This is a genomic window from Streptomyces flaveus (assembly GCF_014647675.1).
In the GTDB taxonomy this organism is placed as follows: domain Bacteria; phylum Actinomycetota; class Actinomycetes; order Streptomycetales; family Streptomycetaceae; genus Streptomyces; species Streptomyces flaveus.
This window is the reverse complement of sequence record NZ_BMPQ01000001.1, coordinates 624694-649610: the sequence shown is the minus strand read 5'-3', so window position 1 is coordinate 649610 and position 24917 is coordinate 624694. Positions and strand designations below refer to the sequence as shown.

At 66.1% G+C, this 24917-nt stretch carries 24 protein-coding genes; 13 read left to right on the top strand and 11 right to left on the bottom strand.

Annotated features, from left to right (window positions below; genetic code table 11):
- The first annotated feature begins 165 nt into the window (after positions 1 to 165).
- Complete coding sequence (locus IEZ21_RS02660; RefSeq protein WP_189320235.1) at positions 166 to 831, top strand: ATP-binding protein; 666 nt, start codon at positions 166 to 168, stop codon at positions 829 to 831.
- Positions 832 to 834: 3 nt separating this feature from the next.
- On the opposite strand, the gene IEZ21_RS02655 is transcribed toward IEZ21_RS02660, so the two are convergent.
- Positions 835 to 3996, bottom strand: coding sequence for a DEAD/DEAH box helicase (locus IEZ21_RS02655; RefSeq protein WP_189320234.1), 3162 nt, complete (start codon positions 3994 to 3996; stop codon positions 835 to 837).
- A 193-nt stretch (positions 3997 to 4189) separates the two neighbouring features.
- Between IEZ21_RS02655 and IEZ21_RS02650 the strand changes: the two genes are divergently transcribed.
- Complete coding sequence (locus IEZ21_RS02650) at positions 4190 to 5035, top strand: DUF6602 domain-containing protein (RefSeq protein WP_189320233.1); 846 nt, start codon at positions 4190 to 4192, stop codon at positions 5033 to 5035.
- On the opposite strand, the gene IEZ21_RS02645 is transcribed toward IEZ21_RS02650, so the two are convergent.
- Complete coding sequence (locus IEZ21_RS02645) at positions 5013 to 6146, bottom strand: SRA domain-containing endonuclease (RefSeq protein ID WP_189320232.1); 1134 nt, start codon at positions 6144 to 6146, stop codon at positions 5013 to 5015. The genes IEZ21_RS02650 and IEZ21_RS02645 overlap by 23 nt on opposite strands.
- A 338-nt stretch (positions 6147 to 6484) precedes the next feature.
- On the opposite strand from IEZ21_RS02645, the gene IEZ21_RS02640 reads away from it, so the two are divergent.
- Positions 6485 to 6952: a hypothetical protein gene (locus IEZ21_RS02640; RefSeq protein WP_189320231.1), complete on the top strand. Its 468-nt coding sequence runs from the start codon at positions 6485 to 6487 to the stop codon at positions 6950 to 6952.
- A 100-nt stretch (positions 6953 to 7052) separates the two neighbouring features.
- On the opposite strand, the gene IEZ21_RS02635 is transcribed toward IEZ21_RS02640, so the two are convergent.
- The 4 genes from IEZ21_RS02635 to IEZ21_RS02620 all read right to left on the bottom strand — a co-directional run bounded on the left by IEZ21_RS02635 (position 7053) and on the right by IEZ21_RS02620 (position 9468).
- Entirely contained in the window at positions 7053 to 7385 is a 333-nt protein-coding gene (locus tag IEZ21_RS02635; RefSeq protein WP_189320230.1) for a hypothetical protein, read from the bottom strand.
- Between the two features lie 40 nt (positions 7386 to 7425).
- Positions 7426 to 7845 carry a hypothetical protein gene (locus IEZ21_RS02630; protein ID WP_189320229.1) on the bottom strand — a complete coding sequence of 140 codons (420 nt, stop codon included), beginning with the start codon at positions 7843 to 7845 and terminating at the stop codon, positions 7426 to 7428.
- Between the two features lie 88 nt (positions 7846 to 7933).
- Entirely contained in the window at positions 7934 to 8950 is a 1017-nt protein-coding gene (locus IEZ21_RS02625; protein WP_189320228.1) for an SEC-C domain-containing protein, read from the bottom strand.
- Positions 8951 to 9024: 74 nt separating this feature from the next.
- Positions 9025 to 9468, bottom strand: a complete 444-nt coding sequence (locus IEZ21_RS02620) for a DUF3592 domain-containing protein (RefSeq protein ID WP_189320227.1) — start codon at positions 9466 to 9468, stop codon at positions 9025 to 9027.
- A gap of 116 nt (positions 9469 to 9584) precedes the next feature.
- Here IEZ21_RS02620 and IEZ21_RS02615 point away from each other — a divergent pair, with 116 nt between their 5' ends.
- The 4 genes from IEZ21_RS02615 (at position 9585) to IEZ21_RS02600 (ending at position 12650) form a co-directional block, all read left to right on the top strand.
- Complete coding sequence (locus IEZ21_RS02615; protein ID WP_189320226.1) at positions 9585 to 10388, top strand: class E sortase; 804 nt, start codon at positions 9585 to 9587, stop codon at positions 10386 to 10388.
- A gap of 88 nt (positions 10389 to 10476) precedes the next feature.
- The gene (locus IEZ21_RS02610; RefSeq protein WP_189320225.1) at positions 10477 to 10794 is read left to right on the top strand and encodes a DUF6412 domain-containing protein; all 318 of its coding nucleotides are present in this window, start codon (positions 10477 to 10479) and stop codon (positions 10792 to 10794) included.
- Positions 10795 to 10885: 91 nt separating this feature from the next.
- Positions 10886 to 11653 (top strand): YidC/Oxa1 family membrane protein insertase, encoded by a 768-nt coding sequence (locus tag IEZ21_RS02605; RefSeq protein WP_189320386.1) that lies wholly within the window; start codon positions 10886 to 10888, stop codon positions 11651 to 11653.
- Positions 11654 to 11792: 139 nt separating this feature from the next.
- The gene (locus tag IEZ21_RS02600) at positions 11793 to 12650 is read left to right on the top strand and encodes a fumarylacetoacetate hydrolase family protein (protein ID WP_189320224.1); all 858 of its coding nucleotides are present in this window, start codon (positions 11793 to 11795) and stop codon (positions 12648 to 12650) included.
- A gap of 100 nt (positions 12651 to 12750) precedes the next feature.
- On the opposite strand, the gene IEZ21_RS02595 is transcribed toward IEZ21_RS02600, so the two are convergent.
- A complete protein-coding gene (locus IEZ21_RS02595; protein ID WP_189320223.1) occupies positions 12751 to 13245 on the bottom strand; it encodes a heme-degrading domain-containing protein in 495 nt (164 codons plus the stop codon).
- A complete protein-coding gene (locus tag IEZ21_RS02590; RefSeq protein WP_189320222.1) occupies positions 13242 to 14327 on the bottom strand; it encodes a Gfo/Idh/MocA family oxidoreductase in 1086 nt (361 codons plus the stop codon). The genes IEZ21_RS02595 and IEZ21_RS02590 overlap by 4 nt, the downstream gene beginning before the upstream one ends.
- Before the next feature lie 134 nt (positions 14328 to 14461).
- On the opposite strand from IEZ21_RS02590, the gene IEZ21_RS02585 reads away from it, so the two are divergent.
- From IEZ21_RS02585 to IEZ21_RS02560, 6 genes are all read left to right on the top strand, one after another.
- Positions 14462 to 15499, top strand: coding sequence for an ROK family transcriptional regulator (locus IEZ21_RS02585; RefSeq protein ID WP_189320385.1), 1038 nt, complete (start codon positions 14462 to 14464; stop codon positions 15497 to 15499).
- 255 nt (positions 15500 to 15754) lie between these two features.
- Positions 15755 to 16399 carry a hypothetical protein gene (locus IEZ21_RS02580; protein WP_308429601.1) on the top strand — a complete coding sequence of 215 codons (645 nt, stop codon included), beginning with the start codon at positions 15755 to 15757 and terminating at the stop codon, positions 16397 to 16399.
- A 125-nt stretch (positions 16400 to 16524) separates the two neighbouring features.
- A complete protein-coding gene (locus tag IEZ21_RS02575) occupies positions 16525 to 17304 on the top strand; it encodes an HAD-IIA family hydrolase (protein ID WP_033328890.1) in 780 nt (259 codons plus the stop codon).
- A 157-nt stretch (positions 17305 to 17461) separates the two neighbouring features.
- Positions 17462 to 17746 carry a hypothetical protein gene (locus tag IEZ21_RS02570; RefSeq protein ID WP_189320397.1) on the top strand — a complete coding sequence of 95 codons (285 nt, stop codon included), beginning with the start codon at positions 17462 to 17464 and terminating at the stop codon, positions 17744 to 17746.
- 9 nt (positions 17747 to 17755) lie between these two features.
- Entirely contained in the window at positions 17756 to 18451 is a 696-nt protein-coding gene (locus tag IEZ21_RS02565; RefSeq protein WP_189320220.1) for a class F sortase, read from the top strand.
- Between the two features lie 308 nt (positions 18452 to 18759).
- Positions 18760 to 19776, top strand: coding sequence for a glycoside hydrolase family 6 protein (locus tag IEZ21_RS02560; protein ID WP_189320219.1), 1017 nt, complete (start codon positions 18760 to 18762; stop codon positions 19774 to 19776).
- Positions 19777 to 19856: 80 nt separating this feature from the next.
- On the opposite strand, the gene glxA is transcribed toward IEZ21_RS02560, so the two are convergent.
- From glxA to IEZ21_RS02545, 3 genes are all read right to left on the bottom strand, one after another.
- On the bottom strand, positions 19857 to 21797 hold the full coding sequence (glxA, locus tag IEZ21_RS02555; protein ID WP_189320218.1) for a radical copper oxidase GlxA: 1941 nt from the start codon (positions 21795 to 21797) through the stop codon (positions 19857 to 19859).
- Entirely contained in the window at positions 21794 to 23743 is a 1950-nt protein-coding gene (locus tag IEZ21_RS02550; RefSeq protein ID WP_189320217.1) for a glycosyltransferase family 2 protein, read from the bottom strand. The genes glxA and IEZ21_RS02550 overlap by 4 nt, the downstream gene beginning before the upstream one ends.
- Before the next feature lie 328 nt (positions 23744 to 24071).
- Positions 24072 to 24773: a FadR/GntR family transcriptional regulator gene (locus IEZ21_RS02545; protein WP_189320216.1), complete on the bottom strand. Its 702-nt coding sequence runs from the start codon at positions 24771 to 24773 to the stop codon at positions 24072 to 24074.
- Between the last annotated feature and the right edge of the window lie 144 nt (positions 24774 to 24917).

The following is a 24917-nucleotide window of genomic DNA, read 5'->3' as shown; positions in this document are numbered from 1 at the left end:
GTTGCTTAACCGCAACGGCAAGGTGGTGCGCGCCGGGGGCGCGCGGATCGCAGCCGTGCTCCCATCGATGATGGATGAGAGTTCCATTTTGAGAGTTCCAATGCAACCCTCAGTGTGTAGTCGATTGCGTACCGCAACTCGACATTACGCCCGAGGAGTTGAACGATGGACTGCACCGTCGGCTTGCCGAGGAAACCGTGGGACCTCCCCTTCGCGGCCGAGCCCGAGGAAGTCTCAGGCCTGCGCCGCATCATGAAGTTGCACCTGGGGCTGTGGGGTTTGCACGAGGTCATCGACGCAGCCCAACTCTGCGTCAGCGAGCTCGTGTCCAATGTCATCACGCACGTTGGTCCCGGCACTCCGACCACCCTCGCCGTCTCTATGAACGGCACTCATCTACGTATCGAGGTCCACGACCCCGACTCACGAGCCCTTCCGACGCTCCTCGGTCCGGACCTCGATGCCGAGGCAGGACGGGGTATGTCACTCATCGACGCCGTCGTCGACCGCTGGGGCGTCCAGCTTCTGGCTGATCGAAAGGTGACGTGGTGTGAGCTTTCCACCAACCTGACTGCGCCCAACGGGCACAGCGGAAGTCCTCGTGTAGCAAGAGCCGAAGAAGTGCTCGATCTCTATCGGGTGGCAATGCCGCTGCACACGACGGCAGGCCCAAGTCGGCTGAATTCGGCTACGGCAGAGGAGGCAGCGATCGATGCAATCGCCGACCTCCTGCACTGGCTTCGGGCGCACGGCCGCGATGCGGATGAAGCGCTCGACCGGGCCCAGATGCACTTCGAGGCTGAAGTCGGCCTCGCGGGCGAATCAGTGTGAGAGTCACCCCGCCACGATCGCCGAGTACGTCCAGACATCCGCTGGGATCTCGTGCTTCAGCTTCCACGTGATCGCCATCGGCTTGCTCCCCGTGTGGCCGTCGTACTCGGCCGGACCGAGCAGCATCCACGGCTGAGCTCCTCCGATATCAGTGCTCTTGTAACGGCGTACGAAGAGCAGGACGTGACTGCCCTCAGCGGCGTGGCGCTGGTAGCGGAGGCCGGTCGGGGAGGTTTCCGACGTCTGGTTCTGGGACTCCCAATGGAAGACGGTCTCGCTTTGTGCGTAGTCGTGATAGCGGGTCTGCGGAGAGAAGTCTTTCTCATCCTTCTCTAGCGTGATGAGGAGAGCATCGGTCTTGTGCGACTCGCACCACTTCACACCCTCGCGGAAGTCGCCCGGCATGAAGCCGCCGATGTAGGACTGGCCAAGGGCGGGGAGGATCTCTTCGCGACTGTACGAGGCGTGCACAGTGAGCGGGACACCGTTTTGGTCGCCAATCCCGAGGAGCGGGATCGGGACGTGCTCGGTGTGGGCGAGGTTGTACTCCAGTACCTGGCGTAGCTCACTGCGTACGGCGTGCTGCTTGCGCAGCGTTGCAAATCCGGCGTCGTAGTTCGCGAAGCCCTTGCGGGTGACGCCACCGAGCGGCCACAGTTGGAAGAAGAGCATGCGGGCATAGGCCTGTCCCTGCTCGTCGAGCGCGTTGTACGGAGGGGCGTCGTCTTCCAACATCCTTGTGTACGCCGCTACCCGAAGCGGGTCGTCCACGTGGAGGAAGGCGGGAACGCGCTTGAGGAGCGCGGCTTCACCTTCCGGCGACTCACCCTTCAACAGGCCAGAACGGCGGAGCAGTCCAGTCCATGAGTTGCCATTGCCTTTGTAGAGCTCTTTGAGCTCACGGCCACTCTCATGGAGATAGCGGCTGAGCTCCGGTTCGGCGTAGTCGGCTACCTCGCGCGTCAACGCCGTGACGTTGACACCGATCTGCTCCTTGATGTTGGCGATGATGGTCTTCTTGGCCTTCTCCTCAAGGAGGATCTCGCAGCCGGACGGCAGTTGTGGGAAGTCATGCTCAATGTGGTCCAGGAGCCTCTTACGGGTCAGATTCGTCAGAGCGCGGAACTGGTTCTCGAAACGGAACTCCTTGCGATGCTGGCCAATGAAGTCCAGCACGGTCAGGACGGCCTTGTCCTCGGTGTGACGGAGGCCGCGGCCGAGCTGCTGGAGGAACACAGTCGCGCTGGACGTGGGTCGGAGCAGGAGCAAGGTGTCGACGTCTGGGATGTCGAGCCCCTCGTTGAAGAGGTCGACCGAGAAGATGATTTGCAGTGCTCCTGACTTGAGGTCAGCGAGTGCCTGCTCACGTTGGTCAGCTGGGGTCTTGCCGGACAGAGCAATGGCGTTGAGGCCGGCGGTGCGGAAGGTCTCCGCCATGAAGTGCGCGTGTACGACCGACACGCAAAACCCCAGCGCCCGCATGGCGGCTGGCTCGGCGACCTTCTCCTCAACGGCCTTCACAACCAGTCGAGCACGCGGTCCATTTTCGGACAGCGCATCGTTCAGGGCATTTGCGTCGTATGCTCCTCGCTTCCATTCCACAGTGCTCAGGTCGGTGTTGTCGCTGATGCCGAAGTAGTGGAACGGACTGAGGAGTTCGTTTTCCAGGGCTTCCCACAGCCGCATTTCGGCGGCGATCCGACCATCGAAGAACTCGTCCTGGATGTTCTTGCCGTCCATGCGCTCGGGAGTGGCGGTCAGACCCAGCAGCTCCAGCGGCTTGAAGTGGTCGAGGATCTTGCGATACGTCGGTGAGGTTCCATGGTGGAACTCGTCGATCACAATCACATCGAAGTGATCAGGAGCGAGCCGGTCCAACGCCCGAGCGTTCAGCGACTGGACACTGGCGAAGACATGTGTCCAGCGCTCCGGGATCTCTCCGCTGTGGAGAGATTCGCCGAAGTTTGGGTCTACCAAGACGTCTTGGTAGGTCCGCAGGGACTGTTGCAATATTTCCTTGCGGTGAGCCACGAACAGCAGCCGCAGGTCTCGGCCGTGTTTCTTACGCAGCTGCTTGTAATCGAGTCCCGCCATCACCGTCTTGCCGGTACCGGTCGCCGCCACCAACAGATTCCGATGCCGGTCGTGGACCTCACGCTCGACTTCCAGCCGCTCCAACATGTCGCGCTGGTGCGGATAGGGCCGTACCTCAAGGCCGGACAACGTGATCCTGCGCTCCGCCGCGGACGTCGAGGAGACACCTCCGGCGATCGCCAACGCCTCCTGTAGACGGCTGCCGTCAGCCTCGGGGTCGTACAACTCGAAGGACGGATCGCTCCAGTACGCCTCGAAGGTCGCCTCGAACTTCCGCAGTACGTCAGGCGTCGCGATGGAAGACAGCCGAACGTTCCACTCCAGGCCATCGAGCAGTGCAGCCTTGGAGAGGTTGGAGCTGCCGACGTACGCCGTGTCGTAACCACTCTTCCGACGGAACAGCCACGCCTTCGCATGCAGCCGCGTCGACCGTGTCTCGTAGTTGACCTTGACCTCGGCGTTGAACTCCTGCACCAACCGATCCAGCGCGCGTCGCTCGGTCGCGCCGATATACGTCGTAGTGATGACGCGTATGGGCACGTCTCGCGCATGAGCTGCCTGCAAGGACTGTTCGATGATGCGCAGGCCGTGCCACTTCACGAAGGCGCAGAGCAGATCGACGCGGTCTGCGGTGACGAGTTCGGCCCGCAACTCGAAGCCGAGGCTGGGGTCTTCTGGCGCGTTGGTGATGAGCGCAGTGTCGGAGAGTGGGATACCTGGTCGTACGGCGAAGACGCCGGGAGCCTCCTGCCGTGTCAGCGCAAGGAGTTGACGGGGTCCGTCTGCGACCAGATCCACCCACTCCTGTGCGCCTTCGAGCGTGCTGACCGACTCCAGGATGTGGTTGGCCGCGTATACCCGCTCCTCGGCCGGTAGGCCCAGCAGCACACGGCGTACCGTCTGGGCGACATACCGCGCCAGGACATGCGGAACTGATTCGGCTCCCACTGCATCGCTGATCGGCTGCCACCCGAGGTCCGCGAGCTCCTTCAACTTCTGCTCGCACCGCAGCGTGATGAGCTCCTCATACACGCCCGCGACGGGCTGTGACAAATCCCCTGGCTGGGTCACGCTGGCTCCCTCGACTCACTTACAGCAACGTGTCGGTTGTAACAGCTGCCACTGACACCTAGCCATGGAGGGACTGAGCCGGTAGGCACCTTCATGATGTACGCGCAGGGTGGGCGGGCTGAGCGCCGGCTGTTTCGGGAACGCCAGTAGCAGTTCTGCCACGACGCTACGCCAGATGACCTACGATCTTGGCATGACTCAGGAGAAGCTTGGAAAGATCCTCAGCTCAGTCGCAAAGAGAATGCGAGCCGATTTTGAGCAATCCAAGAACTTCAATCACAACGGCGAGGCTGGTACGTCGCGCGAATTAATTATTCGCGACTTCCTTGCGGGATATCTACCGCCTCATGTCGAAGCGGTACACAATGCGGAAATCGTGACTGTGACCGGAGAAACTTCTCCCCAGTGTGACATCGTACTAATTGACCGTGGAACGCCCTCTTTCACTACTTTGAATGGTTACCGGATCATCCCTAATGAGTGTGTGTATGGGGTGATTGAGGTGAAGACCAAGTTGGACGGCGAGCAACTCGTAGACGCCTGCAATAAGATCAGCAAGGTGCGACGGCTGCCGAAAAACGCTTATCGCCCAACACCCGGATTAATTCCGAGATCTACCTCGGCGTACGGGAAAGTGCACGACTTCTTCCCCACATCTGGGATCGTTATTGCTTTCGACAGTCTAAAACTGGAGACTGTCGGTGGGCACCTCGCGAAATGGTGTAGCAATCGAGATCTCGTTGAATGGCCAGATAGTGTCTGGGTGCTTGGCAAGGGGCAGCTGCAATGGCAGAGCGCGGTAAACGGACGTATTGATAGGTCTCCCGATCTAGGGGCATCGCTTCTGCAGATCGACGCAATACCCGACCAGGACATCTTACTGTCCCTTGCGCTACACCTCAATATTCACTTCTCGGATGCGTGGATGAACCCCCTAGATCTTGTGCCTTACTCAGGCGCTACTCCTTTGGGTACATCCGTCCGCCGTTGGCCACCAGCTCAAGCTAAGCGTCAGACTAAGGCGCTAGAGAAACCCTAGAATCCTCCAAGGAATCTGAGCCGACAGTAAAATGTCCGCTTTCTGAACGATGAATTATCCCGACCTCGTACATCTTGCAAAGGTCGTACATGTCTGTGTCAGGCGCGGAGGGTAGGAGTATGATCCGCTTGGGGGATCCGGAATTTGCTTCTGTGCTCACATACCGGCTGTAGTCCAGAAGCTGCCCGAGGGCCATTCTTACATCCTCGCGGGCGCTCGCACCTTTGACTTCGTAAAGTATGTGATCCGTCGCGTCATATAAGTCAGTTCGAAGCGTCGAGCTCAAGCCTCTGACTTTGATTTGAAAAGCGCCGACCGTGTGCCCTAGAGACTCAAGGTAATCCTTGTATGCCTGGGTTAACTCTGCTTCGCGTCGTACGGCAATAAAAGAGGCCGTGGCGGACCGAAGGCTCATTCTCGTATTAAAGGCTTCTGTTACGACAAATGTTCCGGTAGTTGCGGCATTGGCGGACTTGCTTCGCGAACTTAGCTTCTTCCTTCGCTGCTTTGACTGCGACAAGGCGCCACTTGTTGCGGGAGTGGATTGAAGCATTGCCGCTGTGACCACTGTAAAGGGCACGAGCTCTGCTGTGGTTTCCTCGGCCGGTGGGATCACATCTTTTTCGGAACGCTGGACCTCACCATCCGGCCTCAGTCGAAAAACCACCACATTCCGATCGCGGCCGTCAGCACCGTGTACTTGGCGCCAAACGTAGGGCAGTAGTCGATCGAGTGAGAATTCACCAAGATATTTATGGGTCTTCGTGCCACTCCCAGGTATTTTGCCAACCTGTGTAAATGCCCTCAGTGTGCGATCTTGCTCGGCGTGCTTCAGGATCGCCCTATTCCCATTTCCTGCGACCCCTTCAAAAGTTTGATGCCCTGACATGCCAGCTCCGGTGTATTCGAAGATCGGGCCCAGGTCGTCTTCTTCAGCAAGCCACCCATCGTAGTAACCTAATTTCTCGCCCACGGAGGGGTCGGAAAATAGGTTCACGCTCTGCATTTCACGGGAGGGGCAGATCCCTCCCTGCGCACTCCCACCAAACACCTCACGGATTTGGGCTCTCGTGACAACGTCCCCGGGGGCTATCTCGCTAGCGTTTGTCATGTATGGATCATGCCATTGCCGATCTGGGGTTCCGCAAGGAGGAAGCGCGGTAGAGGGGGGGCGTCTTTGCGCCAAGTTGCGGTGTGGTTGCTATTGAGCCCCCGTCAGCGGGAGCAGGTCCGCGCTCGCGGCGTTGCCCCAGTCATCGCCGTGGAACCCAGCACGGCATCGATCTGCAGACTCCGGCAATCGATCTTGTTGTTGGAGTGACCGCCGTCATGTATGGCCTTTACGTGGCTCTATGCCTTACCTGCTGGCAGGCTCCCCGACCGAGGGGTCCCAACAGAACCTTCTCAAATGGGTGTACATATGGTGGTAGCACCATACAGGGGTACATCATGAAGCGACGAGGGATTGCGGCAACGTTTGTAGCACTTGTAGCCGCTGGCGGTCTGGCACTCGGAGGCTGTGGCGCTGGCGATGATGAGTCGACTCCGGCTCCCACTGAACCGACGCAGACGCAAGAGCAGCAGCCCGAGCAGGGCGAAGATCCGCAAGGCGGCAGGGAAGATCCGCAGGCTAGTGAGCGCAAGGACTTGGTCAGCTTCAAGCTCGACGACCGTTCCCAAGCCGGGCTCACCAATATCTGGGTCACCTGGACGATCAAGAACAACAGCTCGGAGAAGTCCAACTACACCTGGGACTGGGAGGCCGTTGCCCCCAACGGAACCCGGGTGGCCAACTCAACCGAATTCGTTGCCGACGTGCAGCCCGGCCAGACGACGACGGGCGAGATGTTCACGACGCTCAAGGACACCAACGTCAAGCTCAACATCACAGACTTCGACCGGACGAAGGGGTTTTAGCCATCCGTGGCGTCTCACCCAAGGCTGATGACAGAGAGAGTTCAGGGGCCGTATCACTCAACTCGCCCCGGTCAACCACAAGATCAATGATCAAGCACGGCTAGTCACCCATGAACCACACGTAGCTGCCCGGCGTCGCCGCACACTCGTCGAGAAGCTCGGCAAGGTCGAGCAGAGCCGCTGTCTGCTGGTCGTCGGTACACCTCTGTGTCAGGGCGGTGACCTCCTGGCGGGCGACTTGGGCTTCCTGTTCGTTGAACAGCGTGTCGCCGTACGGGTCTACCCAGCCGAGCTTGCCCGAGCCATGCCGATCGAGGACGCTCAACGCCCTCGCCAACGCTTCACCATGCTCGTAAGAGCCCCGTAGCAAGGTGTCCCTGGACGACCTCTTTCGTGCGGGTCGCCCTGAGTGCAGTTCCAGCTCGATCCCCATGACCCCTCCTACAGCATCGGACACCGAAGCTTCGCAGAGATCATTTGTCAGACACGCCCTGGGTCTTCCGTGCGTCGGCCAGCCTGTCCAGCTCGCGCATTGCCTGGGCGTGGGCGCTCATTCGGAGGGACACGCTGCCGTTCGTGAAGAGGGCCACGCCGACGATCGACACCGGGATGGACAGGCCGAGTACGGCCAGGGCCTCGGGCCAGTCACGTTCGTTCTGGCACCAATCCCCCCTGAGTAGGCCCTCGTTGGCCGTACCGCGATCCGTGAACAACCGTGATTCGCACTCGTGGGGGAATTGGTCGTCGGGCTCCTCGGCGACCTCGTACGGCGTGAGCAGCAGCACGAAACACCATGTCCACAGGAGCGCCGCGAGGGACAGCAGGGCGATGCCCCAGGAGCGTGTGCGACTGGCCCGGTCGCGGAAGTCGAGGTCGAACTCACGTGAGCGCATGGCGGACGAATCTAGCAGTGTCGATCACATGCTCAACGGGGCCTCTTGGCCCAGCTCTTGGCCCGTCTCGAGATCCTCATCCTCCCTGTCAGGCGCCGCCTCCGTGGCACCCCTCGTACGTCCGGCCTGAGCCGCACCAGCAGGCCCCACCCCGCTCCGGCGGCCAAGCCACAGCCCGCCCCCGCGCAGCCAACGTCGTCGCATACTGCGGCAGCAGCAAAGCGTCAGCAGGCGAAGCCAGCTCCGAAGCCGCGAACGCCTCGTAAGACGGCACCGTCCCCGGCACGATCCCCAAGTTCCCAGTCCCCGAAGCCGCCAACTCCCTCAGCGACGTCTCTATCGTCGCCAGGTGCTCCTCGTGCGACGGGTACTCCGACCCCAACGACGGGTACGCGGCGACCAGTTCGGCGAGCTCGTCCGCCGGCCAGTGCAGTATCGCCACCGGGAACGGGCGGGACAGGGCCTCGCGGGCCGTCGTCAGTTCCGACTGGAGGCGGGCGATCTCCGCCTGGAGTTCCGCCGGATTGTCGGAGCCCAGGGACCACACCCGCTTCGGGTCGTGGAGTTCGTCCAAGGACACCGGGGCCTTGTGCAGGGTGTCCGCGCGGGTGTCCCAGTCGTCGTGGGGCATGCCCAGCATGCGGCGGACGCGGTGGCGGCCGAAGAGCAGGGGGTGGGTGGCGTACGGGGGGTCCGTCACGTCGGTCAGCAACAGCGTCGCGCCCTCCGTGAACGTCTCCTGTGCCGCCTCCAGCTCGTCGTGGGACTCCAGGGCCTCCGCCACGATCACCCAGGGGGCCGGGTCGCGGGGGGACGCGGCGCGGACGCCGTCGATGATCGCTCTCGCTTCCGCCTCGTGGCCGTACTCCCAGAGGTTGGCCGCCTTCAGGGCGCGTACCAGGAGGGGGTTCTCCAGGGAGTCGGGGGTGGAGAGCAGGTGGTCGTAGAGGGTGCTGGCTCGGGGGCGGTCGTCGGCCAGTTCGAGGTGGGCCGCGGCCTGCAGCAGCAGGTGCTCGGCGTCCTCGGGGTAGAGGCCGGCGGTCCGCTCCAGGCGTGCTGCTTCGGCGTTGTGGTCGACGTGTTCGGCAGGCGTGTCGGGGCGCATGGGATCACCGTACTGCCGTCGCCGTACGAACAAGAGGGATGTGCGGGCAAGAGAGATGTGCAGGCCAGGACCGCTCAGCAGTAGCGGTAGCAGGAAGAGGGCAACAGCGTCGCGATGCGGACAAGTACCGCAGTCAGCGTGCCGCCCCACAGCACCACCCCCATCCACATGCCGAACACCGCCGACCTGTAGCGGTCCGGCGAGTCCAGAGCCACCGTGTCGGGAGCACCCGGCATGACGAGGAGGCGCACGCGGAGGCCCTCGCGGAGGCGGTGGGCACTGACCGTGTCGGGGACGACGCGTTCGTACTCGATCCCGTCGGCGTCCGTCCAGCGGACGACGGGGTGGAGGGCGGCGTACGTCGCCTCGCGGGAGGCCACTTGGCCGGTGACCGTGCCTTCGACGCGGCGCGCGGCGCGGCGCAGGAAGCGTTCGGTGACCGCCAGCATGCCCTGCTGCACGCTCAGGGCGAGGCCGGCGAGGAACGGGATCAGGGCCAGGAGCCAGTACGCACTCATGAGCAGCGAGCCTAAGCCAAGGCTCTCATCGCGCTTATGGGGATGGTGAGTTGAGGCCGCAGCCCTTATCGTGCGCCCGCAGTGAAGGCAGGAGGCGTGGGGCAGGAGGCGTACGCATGCGGGTTCCCGTCACCAGTCGGCGGAGCCTGCGGCGGCGTGCCCTGGCGGCGCGCGTTCTCTGGAACGGGGCCGAGCTTCTCGTCACCCTCGGTGTCGTCCTCATGCTCCTCGTCGTCCATCAGCTGTGGTGGACCAACCGGCAGGCCCGGGAGGGCGCCGAGAGGGAGGTCCAGGCCCTGGAGAGGGAGTGGGGGGAGGGTGAGGGCAGCAGCCCTTCCGTGACCGGTGACGGTGATCCTCCGGAAGCGGGCGGCGACTCCAGCGGTGCAAGCGGTGCGGGCGGCTCCTCCCGTGCCGGCCGGCGATCCGGCTCCCCGACCAACCCCGTCCCCGCCCGGCAACCCCGCTGGGACCAGGCCTACGCCATCCTCACCATCCCCCGCCTCGGGCTCCGCGTCCCCGTCGCGGAAGGCATCAGCGAGCCGAACGTGCTCAACAAGGGATACGCCGGCCACTACCCGGACACCGCCCAGCCGGGCCAGGCCGGCAACTTCGCGCTCGCGGGGCACCGGAACACGCACGGCGAGCCCTTCCGGTACATCAACCGGCTGCGGGAAGGGGACCGGATCGAGGTCGAGACCCGTACGGCCGGTTATACGTACGTCGTCGACCGGACCCTCCCGCAGACCGCCCCGCGCGACGGCGGAGTGATCCGCGAGATCCCTCGCAGCCTCGTCCACCCGCGGTACGGCTACTCCGACCCCGGCTACTACCTCACCCTCACCACCTGCACCCCGGAGTACACCTCCAAGTACCGGCTGGTGGTCTGGGGGAAGCTCGCCTCCATGCGGCCCCGTTGACCGGACAACCGGACCAACCCGATGCGGCGGCCCCGTTAGGATGAGGCAGCACGCGTGACCACGTGTCGTGAGGAAGGGAGGACAGCTGATGGGTACGCCCGTCACCGCCAGGCTGCGGCCCCTCGCCTTCCTCTTCCTCCTCCTCGTCCTCGTCGAGATCGCGCTGCTCGACAGCGGCAGCCTCGTCGGCGCCGTCGCCTTCGCCGCGACCGCCGCGGCCGGGTCCGCGCTCGCCGTCTGCTCCGTCATCTCCGCGCGGCTCGCGCCCGCCGTGCCCCGTACGCGGGTGCGTACGGCCATCCGCGACCGTGAGCGGCGTACGGCGTTCCTGCCGCAACGCGATCCCGACGCCTCCGGGCGTACGCGTCCTCGAGCACCCGGCCGTCTCCTCCTGACGGCCGCGTAGGGGACCTGGCAGCACCTCACCCGAAGCCCTCTCGCGGGCCGTCATGCCGACGTACATCTCCCGGCACGACGAGACCCCGGAGGGCTCACCCATGTCCGCTTTCATGTCCGTTTTCGCCAGCCTCGTCGAAGGGCTGGCCGATCTCCTCGAGCCGTTGTTCCAGGCGTCCGCGGCGGCTGCGGCGATCGTGTTGTTCACCGCGTTCGTACGGCTCCTCGTGCACCCCTTGTCGCGGGCCGCGGCGCGGGGGCAGCGGGAACGCGCCCGGCTGCAGCCGCAGATCGCCGAGCTGCGGAAGAAGCACAAGAAGAACCCCGAGAAGCTCCAGAAGGCCGTCATGGAGCTGCACGCCAAGGAGAAGGTCTCGCCGCTGTCCGGCTGTCTGCCGAGTCTGTTCCAGCTGCCGGCCTTCTTCCTGCTCTACCACCTCTTCTCCAACTCGACGATCGGCGGCGAGGCGAACGCCCTGCTCGCCCACAAGCTGCTCGCGGCGCCGCTCGGCGGACGGTGGATGGACGCGCTGGGGGACGGCGGGGTGTTCGGGGCGCGAGGGCTGGTCTATCTCGGGCTGTTCGTGGTCGTCGCCTGCGTCGCCACCTTCAACTACCGGCGTACGAAGCGGCAGATGGCCACCCCCCAGGTGACGGCCGCGGGGAGTGGTGAGCAGCAGGTGCCGGGGATGGGGGCGGTCCTGAAGTTCATGCCGCTGATGTCGTTCATGACGCTCTTCACGGTCGCCTTCGTGCCGCTGGCCGCCGCCTTGTACGTGGTGACCAGTACGACGTGGAGCGCGGTCGAGCGGGCTGTGCTGTACCGGGACATGCCGGGGGCCTCGCCGTTGGCGGCTGCCACTGGGTGAAAGTCCAGCCCGTGAACCGGGTATTGCGGAGTGGCCGTACAGCTTGGAGGATCGACCAGTCCTCCGATGGGTTCAGCCGTCCTGCACCCATGACCGCACCCATCGGCGGACTGCCCGCGATCAAGGGAGATGGGGATTCATGAAGCTGCTGCGAGTCGGTACGGCCGGGACGGAGCGGCCCGCGCTGCTCGATGCCGAGGGGGTCCTGCGGGATCTGTCGGGCATCGTCCCGGACATCGACGGGGCGCTGCTCGCCGACGACGCGGCGCTCGGCCGGATCCGGAGCGCGGCCGAGGCGGGGGAACTGCCCGCGCTGGACGCGGCGGGGCTGCGGGTCGGGCCGCCGCTCGCCCGGATCGGCAAGGTCGTCTGCATCGGCCTCAACTACCACGACCACGCCACCGAGACCGGCGCCGAGCCGCCCGCCGAGCCGGTCATCTTCTTCAAGGCGGCGGACACGGTCGTCGGGCCGTACGACACGGTGCTGGTGCCGCGCACGTCGGAGAAGACCGACTGGGAGGTCGAGCTGGCGGTCGTCATCGGGCGTACGGCGCGGTATCTCGGCTCGCACGAGGAGGCGCTCGCGCATGTCGCCGGGTACGCGGTGGCGCACGACGTCTCCGAGCGCGCCTTCCAGATCGAGCGGGGCGGGACCTGGGACAAGGGCAAGAACTGCGAGACGTTCAACCCGCTCGGACCGTGGCTCGTGACGGCGGACGAGGTGCCGGATCCGCAGCAGCTGTCGCTGAGGCTGTGGGTCAACGGCGAGCTGAAGCAGGACGGCAGCACGGCCGACCAGATCTTTCCCGTTGCTGAAGTGGTGCGCTACGTAAGCCAGTTCATGACGCTTTATCCCGGTGACGTCATCAATACGGGTACGCCGGCGGGGGTGGCGATGGGGCAGCCGGAGCCGAAGCCGTTCTTGCGGGCGGGGGATGTGGTGGAGCTGGAGATCGAGGGGTTGGGGAGGCAGCGGCAGGAGCTCAAGGACGCGTAGGCGTTCCACTGGGTTGGGCGGGGAACTTCCTGTGGTTTGTCGGGTGCGGGTCCGTTGTGGCTGGTCGCGCAGTTCCCCGCGCCCCTAAGGGGCGCTCCCCTTATCCGGAGGTGAATCGCTCCAACGCCTCCACCACCAACGCGTGATCCTCCAGCTGCGGCAGCCCCGACACCACCACCGTGCCGATGACGCCCGCGCCCTCCACCGTGATCGGGAAGGCGCCCCCGTGGGCGGCATACACGTCCGGGTCCAGGCGGGAGTCGGCCTCGAACGTGGTGCCCTTGGCGCGGAAGCGGGTGCCGACGAGGAGGGAGGAGGCGGCGTAGCGCTCGACGACTCGGCGTTTGCGGGCGATCCAGGCGTCGTTGTCGGGGGTGGAGCCGGGGAGGGCGGCGTGGAAGAGCTGCTGGCCGGAGCGGGTGATGTCGATCGCGACCGGGGCGCCCCGCTCCCGCGCCAGGTCGACGAGGAGCGTGCCGAGGGTCCAGGCGTCGTCGTAGGTGAAGTGGGGGAGCGTCAACCGGCGTTCCTGTGCCTCGAGTTCGGTGACGCTGGGGGCGAGGGTGGGGACGTCGGTGGGTGCCTTGGGGGTCACAGTGTCACCGCCACTCCGTCGCGGGCCGAGCGGCGCGCGGCTTCCAGTACGTCGAGGGCGGCAGCCGCTTCCAGGGCGGTGACCGGGTTCTCGCCGGTGCCTCGGAGGGCGGCGGCGATGGCCGCGTAGTAGGCGGGGTACGCGCCCGGGAGGGTCGGGACGGGGTGGCCGCCGCCGGTCAGGGGGGACTCGCCGGAGCCGAGGCGGCCCCACAGGTCCTCCGGCTCAACTCCCCAGGCCTTGCCCGGCGTTGGGCGTTCACCCTCGCGCAGTGCGTCTTCCTGCGGGTCCAGGCCGTACTTCACGTAGCCGGCCTTCGAACCCAGCACCCGGAAGCGTGGGCCGAGTTGGGCGGTGGTGGCGGAGGCGTAAAGGTGGGAGCGGACGCCGTTCGTGTGCGTGATCGCGATGAACGTGTCGTCGTCCGTCTCGGCGCCGGGGCGGCGTACGTCCGACTCCGCGTACACCGAGGCCGCGGGGCCGAAGAGGACCAGGGCCTGGTCGACCACGTGGCTGCCGAGGTCGTACAGCAGACCTCCGACCTCTGCCGGATCGCCGGACTCGCGCCAGCCGCCCTTGAGTTGGGGACGCCAGCGTTCGAAGCGGGACTCGAAGCGGTAGACGTCGCCGAGTTCGCCGTCGGCGAGAAGCTTGCTGAGGGTCAGGAAGTCGTGGTCCCAGCGGCGGTTCTGGAAGACGGAGAGGAGCAGGCCGCGTTCGTCGGCCAACGAGGCCAGCGCGCGGGCCTGCGCCGCCGTGCCCGCGATCGGCTTGTCGACCACGACCGGGAGGCCCGCATCGAGGGCGGCGGTGGCGAGCGGGACGTGCGTCTTGTTCGGGGACGCGATGACGATCAGGTCCAAGTCGTCGGCGCGGGACCAGAGTTCGTCGGGGGACGCCGCGATCCGTACGTCCGGGAACTCGGTCCTCGCCTGCTGCTGCCGCTCCGGGTTCGCGGTGACGATCGTGTCGAGGGCGAGGCCCTCGGTGGCGGCGATCAGCGGGGCGTGGAAGACGGAGCCCGCGAGGCCGTAGCCGACGAGGCCCACACGGAAGGGGGCGACAGGGGGGATGTCGGTCATGTTCTCCACCATGGCACCCACTTAAGCAACGCTGTTGCTAAAGGGCAAGCCGGGGGGACAATGGGTTCGTGAACAGGACCAATGGCGGAGGCGGCGCGAATCTGTACGCACTGCGCGGCTACAACGCCGCGCTGATGCTCGATCTGCTGCGCAGCGCCGGGCGCGCGGGCATCAGCCGGCTTGAGCTCGCGGAGCGTACGGGGCTGACTCCCCAGGCCGTCAGCAAGATCACCGCACGGTTGCGGGACGACGGGCTGGTGGCGGAGGCGGGGCGGCAGGCCTCCACGGGGGGCAAGCCGCGGACGTCGCTGCGCCTCGTGCCGGAGGCCGGGCATGCGGTGGGGCTGCATCTTGAACGGGACGAGCTGCGGGCGGTACTGGTCGATCTGACCGGGGCGGTGGTGGGGGAGCGCCGGGGGCCACTGGATCTGGGGGCGGGCTCGGAGGCCGTGGTGGAGGTGGCGGCGAGGGAGGTCGAGGGGCTGGTCGGAGGGGTGGACGGGGAGCTGGGGGCGGTTCTCGGGGTCGGGGTCGCCATGCCCGGGCCGCTCGACCACACCCACGGGGTGCTGCATCGGGTGACCGGGTTCCCCGAGTGGGACGGGTTTCCGTTGCGCGATGCCTTGGCTCGGCGGCTGGGGATGCCGGTCGTACTGGACAAGGACACCAATGCCGCTGCGCTGGGGCTCGCGGTCGAGGGCGAGGTCGGGTCCTTCGCGTATCTGCATCTCGGTACGGGGTTGGGGGCCGGGCTCGTACTGGGTGGTGCTGTGCATCGGGGGGCGCATACCGGGGCGGGGGAGTTCGGGCATCAGGTGATCCAGCTGGACGGGCCGGTGTGTTCGTGCGGGGACCGTGGGTGCATTGAGGTGTTGTGCCTGGGGGCCGTGGCTCGGGGGGATGTGGACGAGGCGGCTCGGGTGCTGGGCGCCGGCGCCGCGAATCTCGTGGGGCTGCTTGATATCGATCTTGTGCTGCTGGGCGGGCGGATTGTCGCCGCCGAGCCCGAGCGGTTCGTGCGAGGGGTCGGGGCGGTTCTCGATGCCCGGGCTCAGCGGGAGGGGGCGAGCAGTCCTGTGCCGGTACGGGTTGCCTCCGGCGGTGAGTGGGGGGTGGCTGAGGGGGCGGCTCAGTTGTTGCTGGCGCCGTTGTTCGGGCGGGCGGAGGACTGACCTCTCCCGCTGAGCCGACCTGCTGAACTCGCCCCCCGAACGGGTCCGCCAGGAGTCTCCCGGCGTTCCGACCCCGCCTACCCCTGGCAAACTCCGATGTTCATGCGACTGTGTGTCTATTTGCCGCTTTTCTCCCTGGCTGCCGCCGCCCTCGCCCCTTTGCCCGCGCAGGCCCTCGACGCTGAACCCAACTGCTCGGCCGGCTCTGGCAGTCGGGCGTTTCCCGTCCGTACTCGGATTCATGGAGGGCCCTCCGTGTACGAGGCCGGAGGGGGTTACCGGACCTGGTATCTCGATCTCACCAACACCACCGACGGGACCTGCCGGAGCATCCACCCCGTCGTCGTGCTCGTGGATCAGAAGCGGGTCCTGAAGGGAGGGCAGGTGCGGCTCGAGTTCTACGAGGGTGAGGGCGCCGGGGCGCGACCGTATCCCGTCCGCTTCGAGAGGACCGACAAGGACGAGAACATCGGGGTCTTCGGCGAGGGCGGCGATGGCGGTGACGGGTTCCCGGGATTCACCGTGGGGTCGGGGAAGACCCTGTCCGTCAAGGTTCGGCTGGCTGTCGCCGACGACGCCGTGCCCAACGATGTCGTCGCCAACGCGGCCGTCGTACAGCGCCATGACGACGACGGCGACTGGGTGGGGCAGTCGAACGACTACCGGTTCCGCATCGCCGACGAGGGCACGCCCCAGGACGAGACCACGCCCAAGGGCAAGACCACCCCGGAAGGCGAGGCCACCCCCGAACCCGTACCGAAGAAAGGCCTGCCGTTCGCCGACAAGCTTGCCGGGACCGGGCCCGTCTCGCGGCGCGAACTGGTCGCGGGGGCGGTCGGCACGCTCCTGCTCGTCGGTGCCGGAGCCGGTGCCGTGCTCCTGGCCCGACGCCGACGCTGAGACCCGAACCCCGTCCTGCTTCCCTCTCCCCGTTCCCTGTCCCCAGGGCGGGACGCCCCTCCTCCATGATCCGGCCGGTGGCTACGCTGGGGCGTCGGTACACGCGTACGTCAGGAGACCGGGACATGGCAGAGCGCAAGCCCATCGAATCGTGGCTCACCGACATGGACGGTGTACTCATCCACGAGGGCGTGCCCATCCCCGGCGCCGACGCCTTCATCAAGAAGCTCAAGGAGTCCGAGCGGCCCTTCCTGGTGCTCACCAACAACTCCATCTACACCGCCCGCGACCTGCACGCCCGCCTCAAGCGCATGGGCCTGGACGTACCCGTCGAGAACATCTGGACCTCCGCCCTGGCCACCGCCCAGTTCCTGGACGACCAGCGGCCCGGCGGCACCGCGTACGTCATAGGTGAGGCGGGCATGACCACGGCGCTGCACGACATCGGGTACGTCCTCACCGACCACGAGCCCGACTACGTAGTCCTCGGCGAGACTCGTACTTATTCATTCGAGGCCATGACCAAGGCGGTCCGGCTGATCAACGGCGGGGCCCGTTTCATCTGCACCAACCCCGACGAGACCGGGCCGTCCACCGAGGGACCGCTGCCCGCCACCGGCGCCGTCGCCGCGCTGATCACCAAGGCGACCGGCAAGAAGCCGTACTTCGCGGGCAAGCCGAACCCGCTGATGATGCGTACGGGACTCAACGCCATCGGCGCGCACTCCGAGACCAGCGCGATGATCGGCGACCGGATGGACACGGACGTACTCGCCGGGCTCGAGGCCGGGATGATGACGTTCCTGGTGCTGACCGGGCTGACCACGCCCGAGGACGTCGAGCGGTACCCGTACCGCCCGTCCAAGGTCGTCGACTCGATCGCGGATCTCGTCGACCGAGTGTGAGATCGGGGCTGTGCCGGACGGGGCTGGACGTGCGGTCCGGCCGGCACCCGAACGGAGCAGTCGAGCCCTCTCCCCACGTGCGTCCACGCGCCCGGGAGAGGAGTCTTCAGCTGTCTGGAGGTTCACGATGGGGTCGCTACGACTAACTCTCTGTGCCGTGACCATGGGAGCGGCCGTGGTCACCGCCACGCTCACACCCGAGTTCACCCCCGTCCCCACCTCCGCCACCGCACCCGCCTCGTACGCGGCTGACAAGGCCGACAAGACTGACAAGGCCACGGGCACCCTCACCGTCGTGAGGAAGCCCACTGTGCCCTCCGCCGTTCAGGAGCGGGCGGCGGAGGGGCCCGGCACCCCGCACACCGTGATCGGGCTGATCCTGGCCGGTGCCGCAGCGGTGGCCGTGGCGGTGCGCAGTGTGCGCCGGGGACGCGGCAGGTGAGGGCCGGACATGTCCGACCGGGAGAGTTCCTCCGGCGCCGGCCGCCTCACGGCGGGCCTGGTCTGGGCGGTGCTGCTGCTCGGGCTGTGGCTGTGGGCCGGCGAGGCGACCGACGTACGCCCTGGGACGTACGCGCCGACCACGGGTGACGTGGCGGCGGTGGGACGGCCGCTCGGTGTCCGGCTGCCGCCCGCCGCAAAGCCGTTGAGAGAGGACGGGCGGCCGAGGCGGCTGGTCATCCCCTCTCTGGGCGTGCGGGCGCCTGTGATGGCCCGCGGGCTCGATGCGCGAGGGGCGGTTGAAGCACCGCCCTATGCCCACGCGAGGGCCGTGGGGTGGTACGGGGCCGGTGTGCGCCCCGGCGCGGAGGGCGCCGCGCTGCTCGTGGGGCATGTCGACACCGAGTCCAGGCCCGCGGTCTTCTACCGCCTCAGCGAGCTGCGGCCGGGCGAGAAGGTCCGGGTGATCCGCGACGACGGCACGGTCGCCGAGTTCACCGTGGACGACGTACAGGTCATCGAGCGGGACCGCTTCGATGCCCAACAGGCTTACGGGGTACGGCAGTCGGGGCGCGCCGAGCTGCGGCTGATCACCTGCGGCGGCAGCTTCGACCCGGACAGCCGTACGTACACGGCGAACGTGGTGGTCTCGGCGTATCTCACGAGCAGCAACGCACCTGGCCCGGCCGACGACCGCTCCCCCTGAGCCGCCGGCCGGGCTGGTCCTCGACCACGCGCGCACGGGCTGCGGGAGTAACCCGGCGTCGGCGCGGGAGGTCTCGGAGCGTAGATGTCCAAGTCCGGAACGACTCTAGAACGGATGAGTGCTTTGGCCTAGAGAAGTTACGGTGACGTTGCGGGCGGGACCGGCGCCGGGGCCGGGCTCAGGCCCGGACCCGAGCCGACGGCGGACGCTGTAACAGCTGTCCGACAAGGGGTCGGCCGCCCTCGTTGCCGCACAGACACGTATGTCAGGATTGGTACTTCGAACAGTGCACTCATTGGGGGAGTTGGATGTACGAGCGCAGGGGGGCCGGAGCCATAGCGTCCGTGGCGGTGGCCGGAGTGCTGCTGCTCGCGGGGTGTTCCTCCTCCGGGGACGACGGCGACGACTCGAACGAGTCGGCCGGTCAGGTCAGCCAGCAGCCCAAGGGCGACGACCCGTACTGGGTCAACCCCGAGGGGACCGCGGCCGAGCAGGTGGCCACGTTCACGGAGGAAGGGAAGAAGGAGGAGGCCGAGCTGATCCAGAAGATCGCCGAGCAGCCCACCGGCGAGTGGATCATTCCGGAGAAGGCCGAGGACGAGGCGCGCGGTCTCACCGAGGCGGCCGAGAAGGCCGACCGGGACGCGCTGCTCGTCCTCTACAACATTCCGCACCGCGACTGCGGCCAGTTCTCACAGGGCGGCGCCGCGGACGGCGACGCCTACCGGACGTTCATCGACCAGGTCGCCAGCGGCATCGGCGACCGGAACGCCACGGTGATCGTGGAGCCGGACGCTCTGCTGCACGTGGTGGACGGCTGCACGGCAGAGGAGTTCCATCAGGAGCGCCTCGACCTCCTCAAGGGGGCGGTCGAGAAGCTCACGGCTCTGAAGAACACGAAGGTCTATCTGGACGCGGGCAATGCGGGCAGCAATCCCAGCGATCTCTACGACCCGCTCAAGAAGGCGGGCATCGACCAGGCCGACGGCTTCTCGGTGAACGTGTCGAACTTCTTCACCACCGAGGACAGCACGAAGTACGGCAAGGAGCTGTCGGCGAAGATCGGCAACAAGCCGTTCGTGATCGACACCAGCCGCAACGGCAACGGCCCGTACACCGAGGGTGATCCCGCGGAGAACTGGTGCAACCCGCCGGGCCGCGCGCTCGGCGAGGAGCCCACGACGAAGACCGGCGACGACCTCGTCGACGCCTACCTGTGGGTCAAGCGCCCCGGCGAGTCCGACGGCACCTGCAAGGGGGGCCCGAAGGCGGGCGAATGGTGGCCGGAGTACGCGCTGGAACTGGCGAAGGCCAGCCAGCAGTAGCAGCAGGCAGTACGTGACTGGGGGCGCCCTCCTTGGCGGAGGGCGCCCCCAGTCACGTAACCGTCAGGGCGGTCAGGGAACTACGGCACCTTGACCCACTGGGCCTTGCTCGGGGTGCCCTGGTCGTCCGTCACGAACAGCATGTACCAGCCCGACTGGACGAGGTTGCGGTTCTTCGGGACGGTGACCTCGATGCCGTCGTCCGTCTTCTCCAGGTCCAGGGCGATGGACCGCTGGTCGATGTCGGTGACGTGCGTCGAGGCGCTCGGCCGGATCAGACGGGCCGTCTTGATGGACGAGGCGTGCTGGGACTTGAAGGTCGCCGACTCGCCGCGCTTGATGGTCTTCGGACCGCCGGAGAGCGTGGGCTGCGCGTCTCCGTAGAGGTACGGCGGCGTGTAGATCTCGATGCGCTGCTCGAACTCGCCCGGCTTGGTGTTGGCCTTGTCCGAGTAGAGCGAGTCGGAGCCGAAGACCATCACACGGCCGTCGGGCAGCAGGATCGAGCCCGAGTGGTAGTTGCGGCCCACGAGCGGGTCGGCGACCTGCTTCATCTCGTTCTTCTTCGAGTCGTAGAGCCGCGCCTCGAGGATGTTGGAGTCGCCACGCCCGCGGTAGTCCTCGGAGCCGCCGGACACCAGCACGTTGTCGTCGGGCAGGATCGAGTACTGCGGGTAGCGGGTGCCCTTGTCCAGGTCGGGGCCGTCCACGAACTTCGGGTCGTCCGCCAGCAGATCGATGATGCGGGTCTTCTTGCTGGACTGCTTGGACTCGCCGACGCCGCCGCCGCCGATCACCATGTACTTCTCGTCCTGCGCGGGCGGCAGCAGCACCGTGCCCGCGGTCTCCAGGAGCTTGGGGTCGGACATGCCGGAGACCTTGTCGAACTTGTTCGTCTCCAGGTCCCAGATGCCCGGGTCACGGCCGATGTCGTCCGGGCCGTAGCCGGCGTTCGCGCCCGAGTAGAACAGCTTGCCGTTCTGCATCAGGGAGATCGCCGGGTACGTCGGGAACTGCCGCTCCTTCGCGGTGTACTCCCACTCCTTGGTCTTCGGGTCGTAGACCTCGTTCTTGCCCGGCACCAGCTGGCCGATCTCGTCCAGGCCGGAGAGGCTGAGGATCTTGCCGTCGGACAGCGTGGTGAGCGTCGGGTACCAGCGGGCCTCCTTCATCGGGTCGACCTTGATGTACTTCTCAGCCACCGGGTCGAACTCGAAGGCGTCCCTGATGCCCTGGAAGTCCTTCTTGTCGAGGGCCAGCTTCTGCGCGATGCCGTACGTGTTGCGGGCGTCGGCGCCCTTCAGGCCCTGGACCGTGTAGTTGTCCTCCGTGCCGGTCTCGTACCTTTCGCCGCGCTTCTGCGCCTCGACGTAGATACGGCCCAGGCCCGGCTGGTTGCCCGTGAACTCGCCGGTCTCCTTGTCGAACGTCTTCTTCGCGCGCTCGACGACGACCGGGTCCTTCGACACGAAGGTCTTGCCGTTCTCCTTGCCCTTGAACTTGGTGCCCGCGGGGATGGTGATCGGCTTGTCCGGGTTCTCGTTGTGGACGATCATCAGGCCGCCGGCCTTGGTGACGTCACCCTTGAGCTTCTCGTACCGCTTGGTGCCGCCCGCGATCAGCAGATTGCCGTTGGCGAGCTGGGTGTGGCCCGTGCAGAACAGGTCCTTGGGTGTCGGGATGTCCTTGATCGTGCCCTTGACCGGGTCCCAGATACGGGTGTCGAACTTCTTCGCGTCGAAGTTGTCCTGGTTGTTCCCCGAGCCCGCGATCAGCAGGACCTTGCCGGTGCGCAGAAGCGCGGCATGGATGGTGTTCAGCCGGTACTTCTCCGGAAAATCGACGATCTCCCACTTGCCGTTCGCGGCCTTGTACTCGGGCCGGTTGATCTTGTAGTCGTGGTACTGGGCCGAACCGAAGCGGTAGAGCGCCGGTCCGTTCATCCCCGCCAGCGCCACCACCACCGCCGCGCCTATCGCGATGCGGCGGGCGCGGCGGTGGCGGCTGGAGCGGTCTTTCATTTCTTGCGTCCCCCAAGAGCGATTTGCACTGTCTGGTCACTGCCCCCGTCCGCCGCCCAGCTCGGCTTGTGCTGTCCGTGCGGGGCGCTTTGCTGGGTGGGCAGAGGCTGTGGTGTCGTCACCGCGTGCTGCGGCTCCGGCGGTCCGGCCGGCGGCTTCTTCGCGTCCTGGCGCATCTGATAGCGCCAGGCGAACATCGGCGAGGCGGTGATCAGAAGCGCGAACGACGCCCAGATGACCATCGCGGGGTGCGAGTTGCCGTAGTAGAAGCCGGCACTGATCGAACCGGCGAATATCAGGATGAAGTACCAGTGGTAACGGAAGGTCCCGAACCAGGTGTCCGGGCTCGCCGAGTCGCCCTTCGGGGTGACCACGAACTTGCTCTTGCGGCGCAGTACGGAGTCGATCAGCGCCTTCGCGTAGAGCGGCGCCGACAGCGCGGACATGATCATGCCGGCCACACCGCCGGAGCCCTCCGGCTCGTGCGGAGAGATGTTGTGGCGGCGGTTCCAGACGTACAGGCCGATCTGCAGCGCCGAGGCGTTGCCGTACAGCATCAGCCAGATCGCCGGGTCGATGTTCACACCCGAGGCGCCCAGGCCCAGGAACAGCGCACAGCTCAGCGCCGCCAGGATCCAGTTGAGGGCCGACATCGGGTAGAAGATGATCATCATCGTGTAGTTGAAGAGCTTGCTCGGCGGAAGCGAGTACCAGCCCTTCCAGTACTGCTTGAGGATCGTCTCGTACGTCCCTCGCGACCAGCGCATCTGCTGGGTGAAGAAGTCCGTCCAGGCGTTGGGGCCCTCACCGACCGCGAGCACGTCGGGGGTGTAGACCGAGCGCCACTTCTTGCCCGTCGCCGGGTTCTTGTGGCGGTGGATCTCGAAGCCCGTCGCCATGTCCTCGGTGATCGAGTCGTACAGACCGCCGATCTGCTTGAGCGCCGTGATCCGTACGGCGTTCGAGGTGCCCACGAACATCGGCGAGCCGTAGCGGTTGCCCGCGCGCTGGATCAGCGCGTGGAACAGGAACTGCTGCGACTCGGCGGACTTGGTGATCGGGTTGTCGTAGTTGCCGTACACCTGCGGGCCGATGACGAAGCCGACATCCGGGTCGCGGAAGAAACCGAGCATCCGCTCCAGGTAGTTGGGCAGCGGCACGTGGTCGGTGTCGACCGAGGCGAAGAAGTCGTAGTTGTCGCCGTGCGCGTCCAGCCAGGCGTTGTAGTTGCCGTGCTTGGTCTTCGCGCGGTGCGGGCCCTTCTTCTGGTTCCACTTCGCGACGCCCTTGCGGGAGAAGTGGTGCACACCGAGGCGCGCACAGACTTCCTTCACCTCGGGGTCGTCGCCCTCGTCGAGGAGCCAGACGTGCATGAGGCCTCGGTGGCGGATCTTCACCGCGGCCTCCAGCGTCTTCGTCACCATCTCCAGCGGCTCTTTGCCGGGCACGAAGGAGGTGAGGAAGGCCACTCTGGTGCCGGACTCGGGCACCACCGGGATGGGGTCGCGGGCGACCAGCGTGGCGTGCGCGTTCGACACCACGTTCATGCAGCGGAAGAACTCGATCAGGCCGATCGAGACGAGCATGACTATGTCGAGCGCGGGCAGGAAGTCGTAGACCGGGTTCTCGCGTTCGGTCCAGTGGGTGGGCTGCAGCAGCCAGGCGAGCAGTACCAGCGACAGCACGGGGGCGGCGATCAGCATCAGGGCGACCCGGATGCGATGCGGCTCCTGCGAGATCAGCGAGCGGTACTTGACCTTGTACGGCCTGTGCGGATCGGGCTGGGTGAGAGGACCCGCGAGCCTGCTGTAGTGCTCGTAGTCGTATCTCGGCAGCGTCTTCTTGATTCTGCGGAAACTGCCCGTCGTCGTCTGTGACGGCACCCTGAGCTGGGTCGTCTGAGACGGGTCAGAGTTCTGCCGGCCGCCGCTCGGCGTCGACGTCATGAGTCATCCCCCCACACGCAGTGCATCGCGTGCTCCTTGTTCCGTTCGCCTGCTGAGGTCCCCCTCGACTTTCACAGACGTATCAATAGCAGGCCCCCGTCACCACACCATCCACACCCTATAGACATGGAACGGCGGGCTTCCGGTTGCATGATGCCCCCTCGACATCGGGCTCTGAACGGGGCCCCTCCTCCCCGCTTCCGGTGCAACCGTTTTCCCGGCCCCCAACTGCCGGGTAACCGCAGCCTCTCGTAGCCCAGGGTTCAGGGTTCTACGACGATCATCATGATCGCAAGACGCGAAACGCGGTGTTTACCGGTCATTCGCGCTAATTAGGAGGACTGATGGTCTCATGCGGTGCGGTAGCGGTCAGGCGTGTTCGAATGTGACCAAAGTGTTCTCTTATTGCATCCTCCGCCCGTCGCGCATCACCAGTGCGGACCGCGTCGAGGATCTCCCGATGCTGCCGGCACGTGACCTTCGGATCCTGCGGCGGTTCCACGAGATCCGTGCGTACGCGGTGGAAGGCGTCCCAGAACGCCTCAAGGACCTCGCCCAGCAGGAGGTTGCCGAGGCCTCGGTACAGCGTGGCGTGAAAGGCCCGATCGGTCTCCGCGAGGCCTGCCCCTTCGGCGGCCTGACTCTCCATACGGCTGACGAGCGCGTCCAGTTCAACGAGGTCCGCTTCCGGGACACGGCCCGCGAGCCGCGAGATGAGTCCGGTCTCCACGGCCTCGCGCAGTTCGAGCAGCTGGACCAGGGAGTCTTCCCCGCGGTAGTGCCCGGCGACCGTGCGGAAGGCGAGTCCTTCGATCATCGGCGCCATCGACATCGGACCCACATACGTCCCGAAGCCGTGCCGGATCTCGACGATGCCCATCGCCTGGAGGGCCTTCAGCGCCTCGCGTACGGAATTCCGGCTGGCGCCGAGAAGCTCCATCAGCTCGGGCTCGGTCGGCAGCGTGGCTCCTGAGGGCAGCCGACGGTCGATGATGAGCTTCTTGATCTGCTCCTGCAGGTCACGCGCCATGGCGAGAGAGTAGCGGGTGACCTTGGGAGGGGTCCCGGCTGTTGGGATCCCCGAGCCCGTACGTCGTTCGGACCATCAGCATGCGGCGCCCGGCGGCGGTTGAGAAACTGACGAACATGCGGAAGTGCTGACATTTCCACCGGA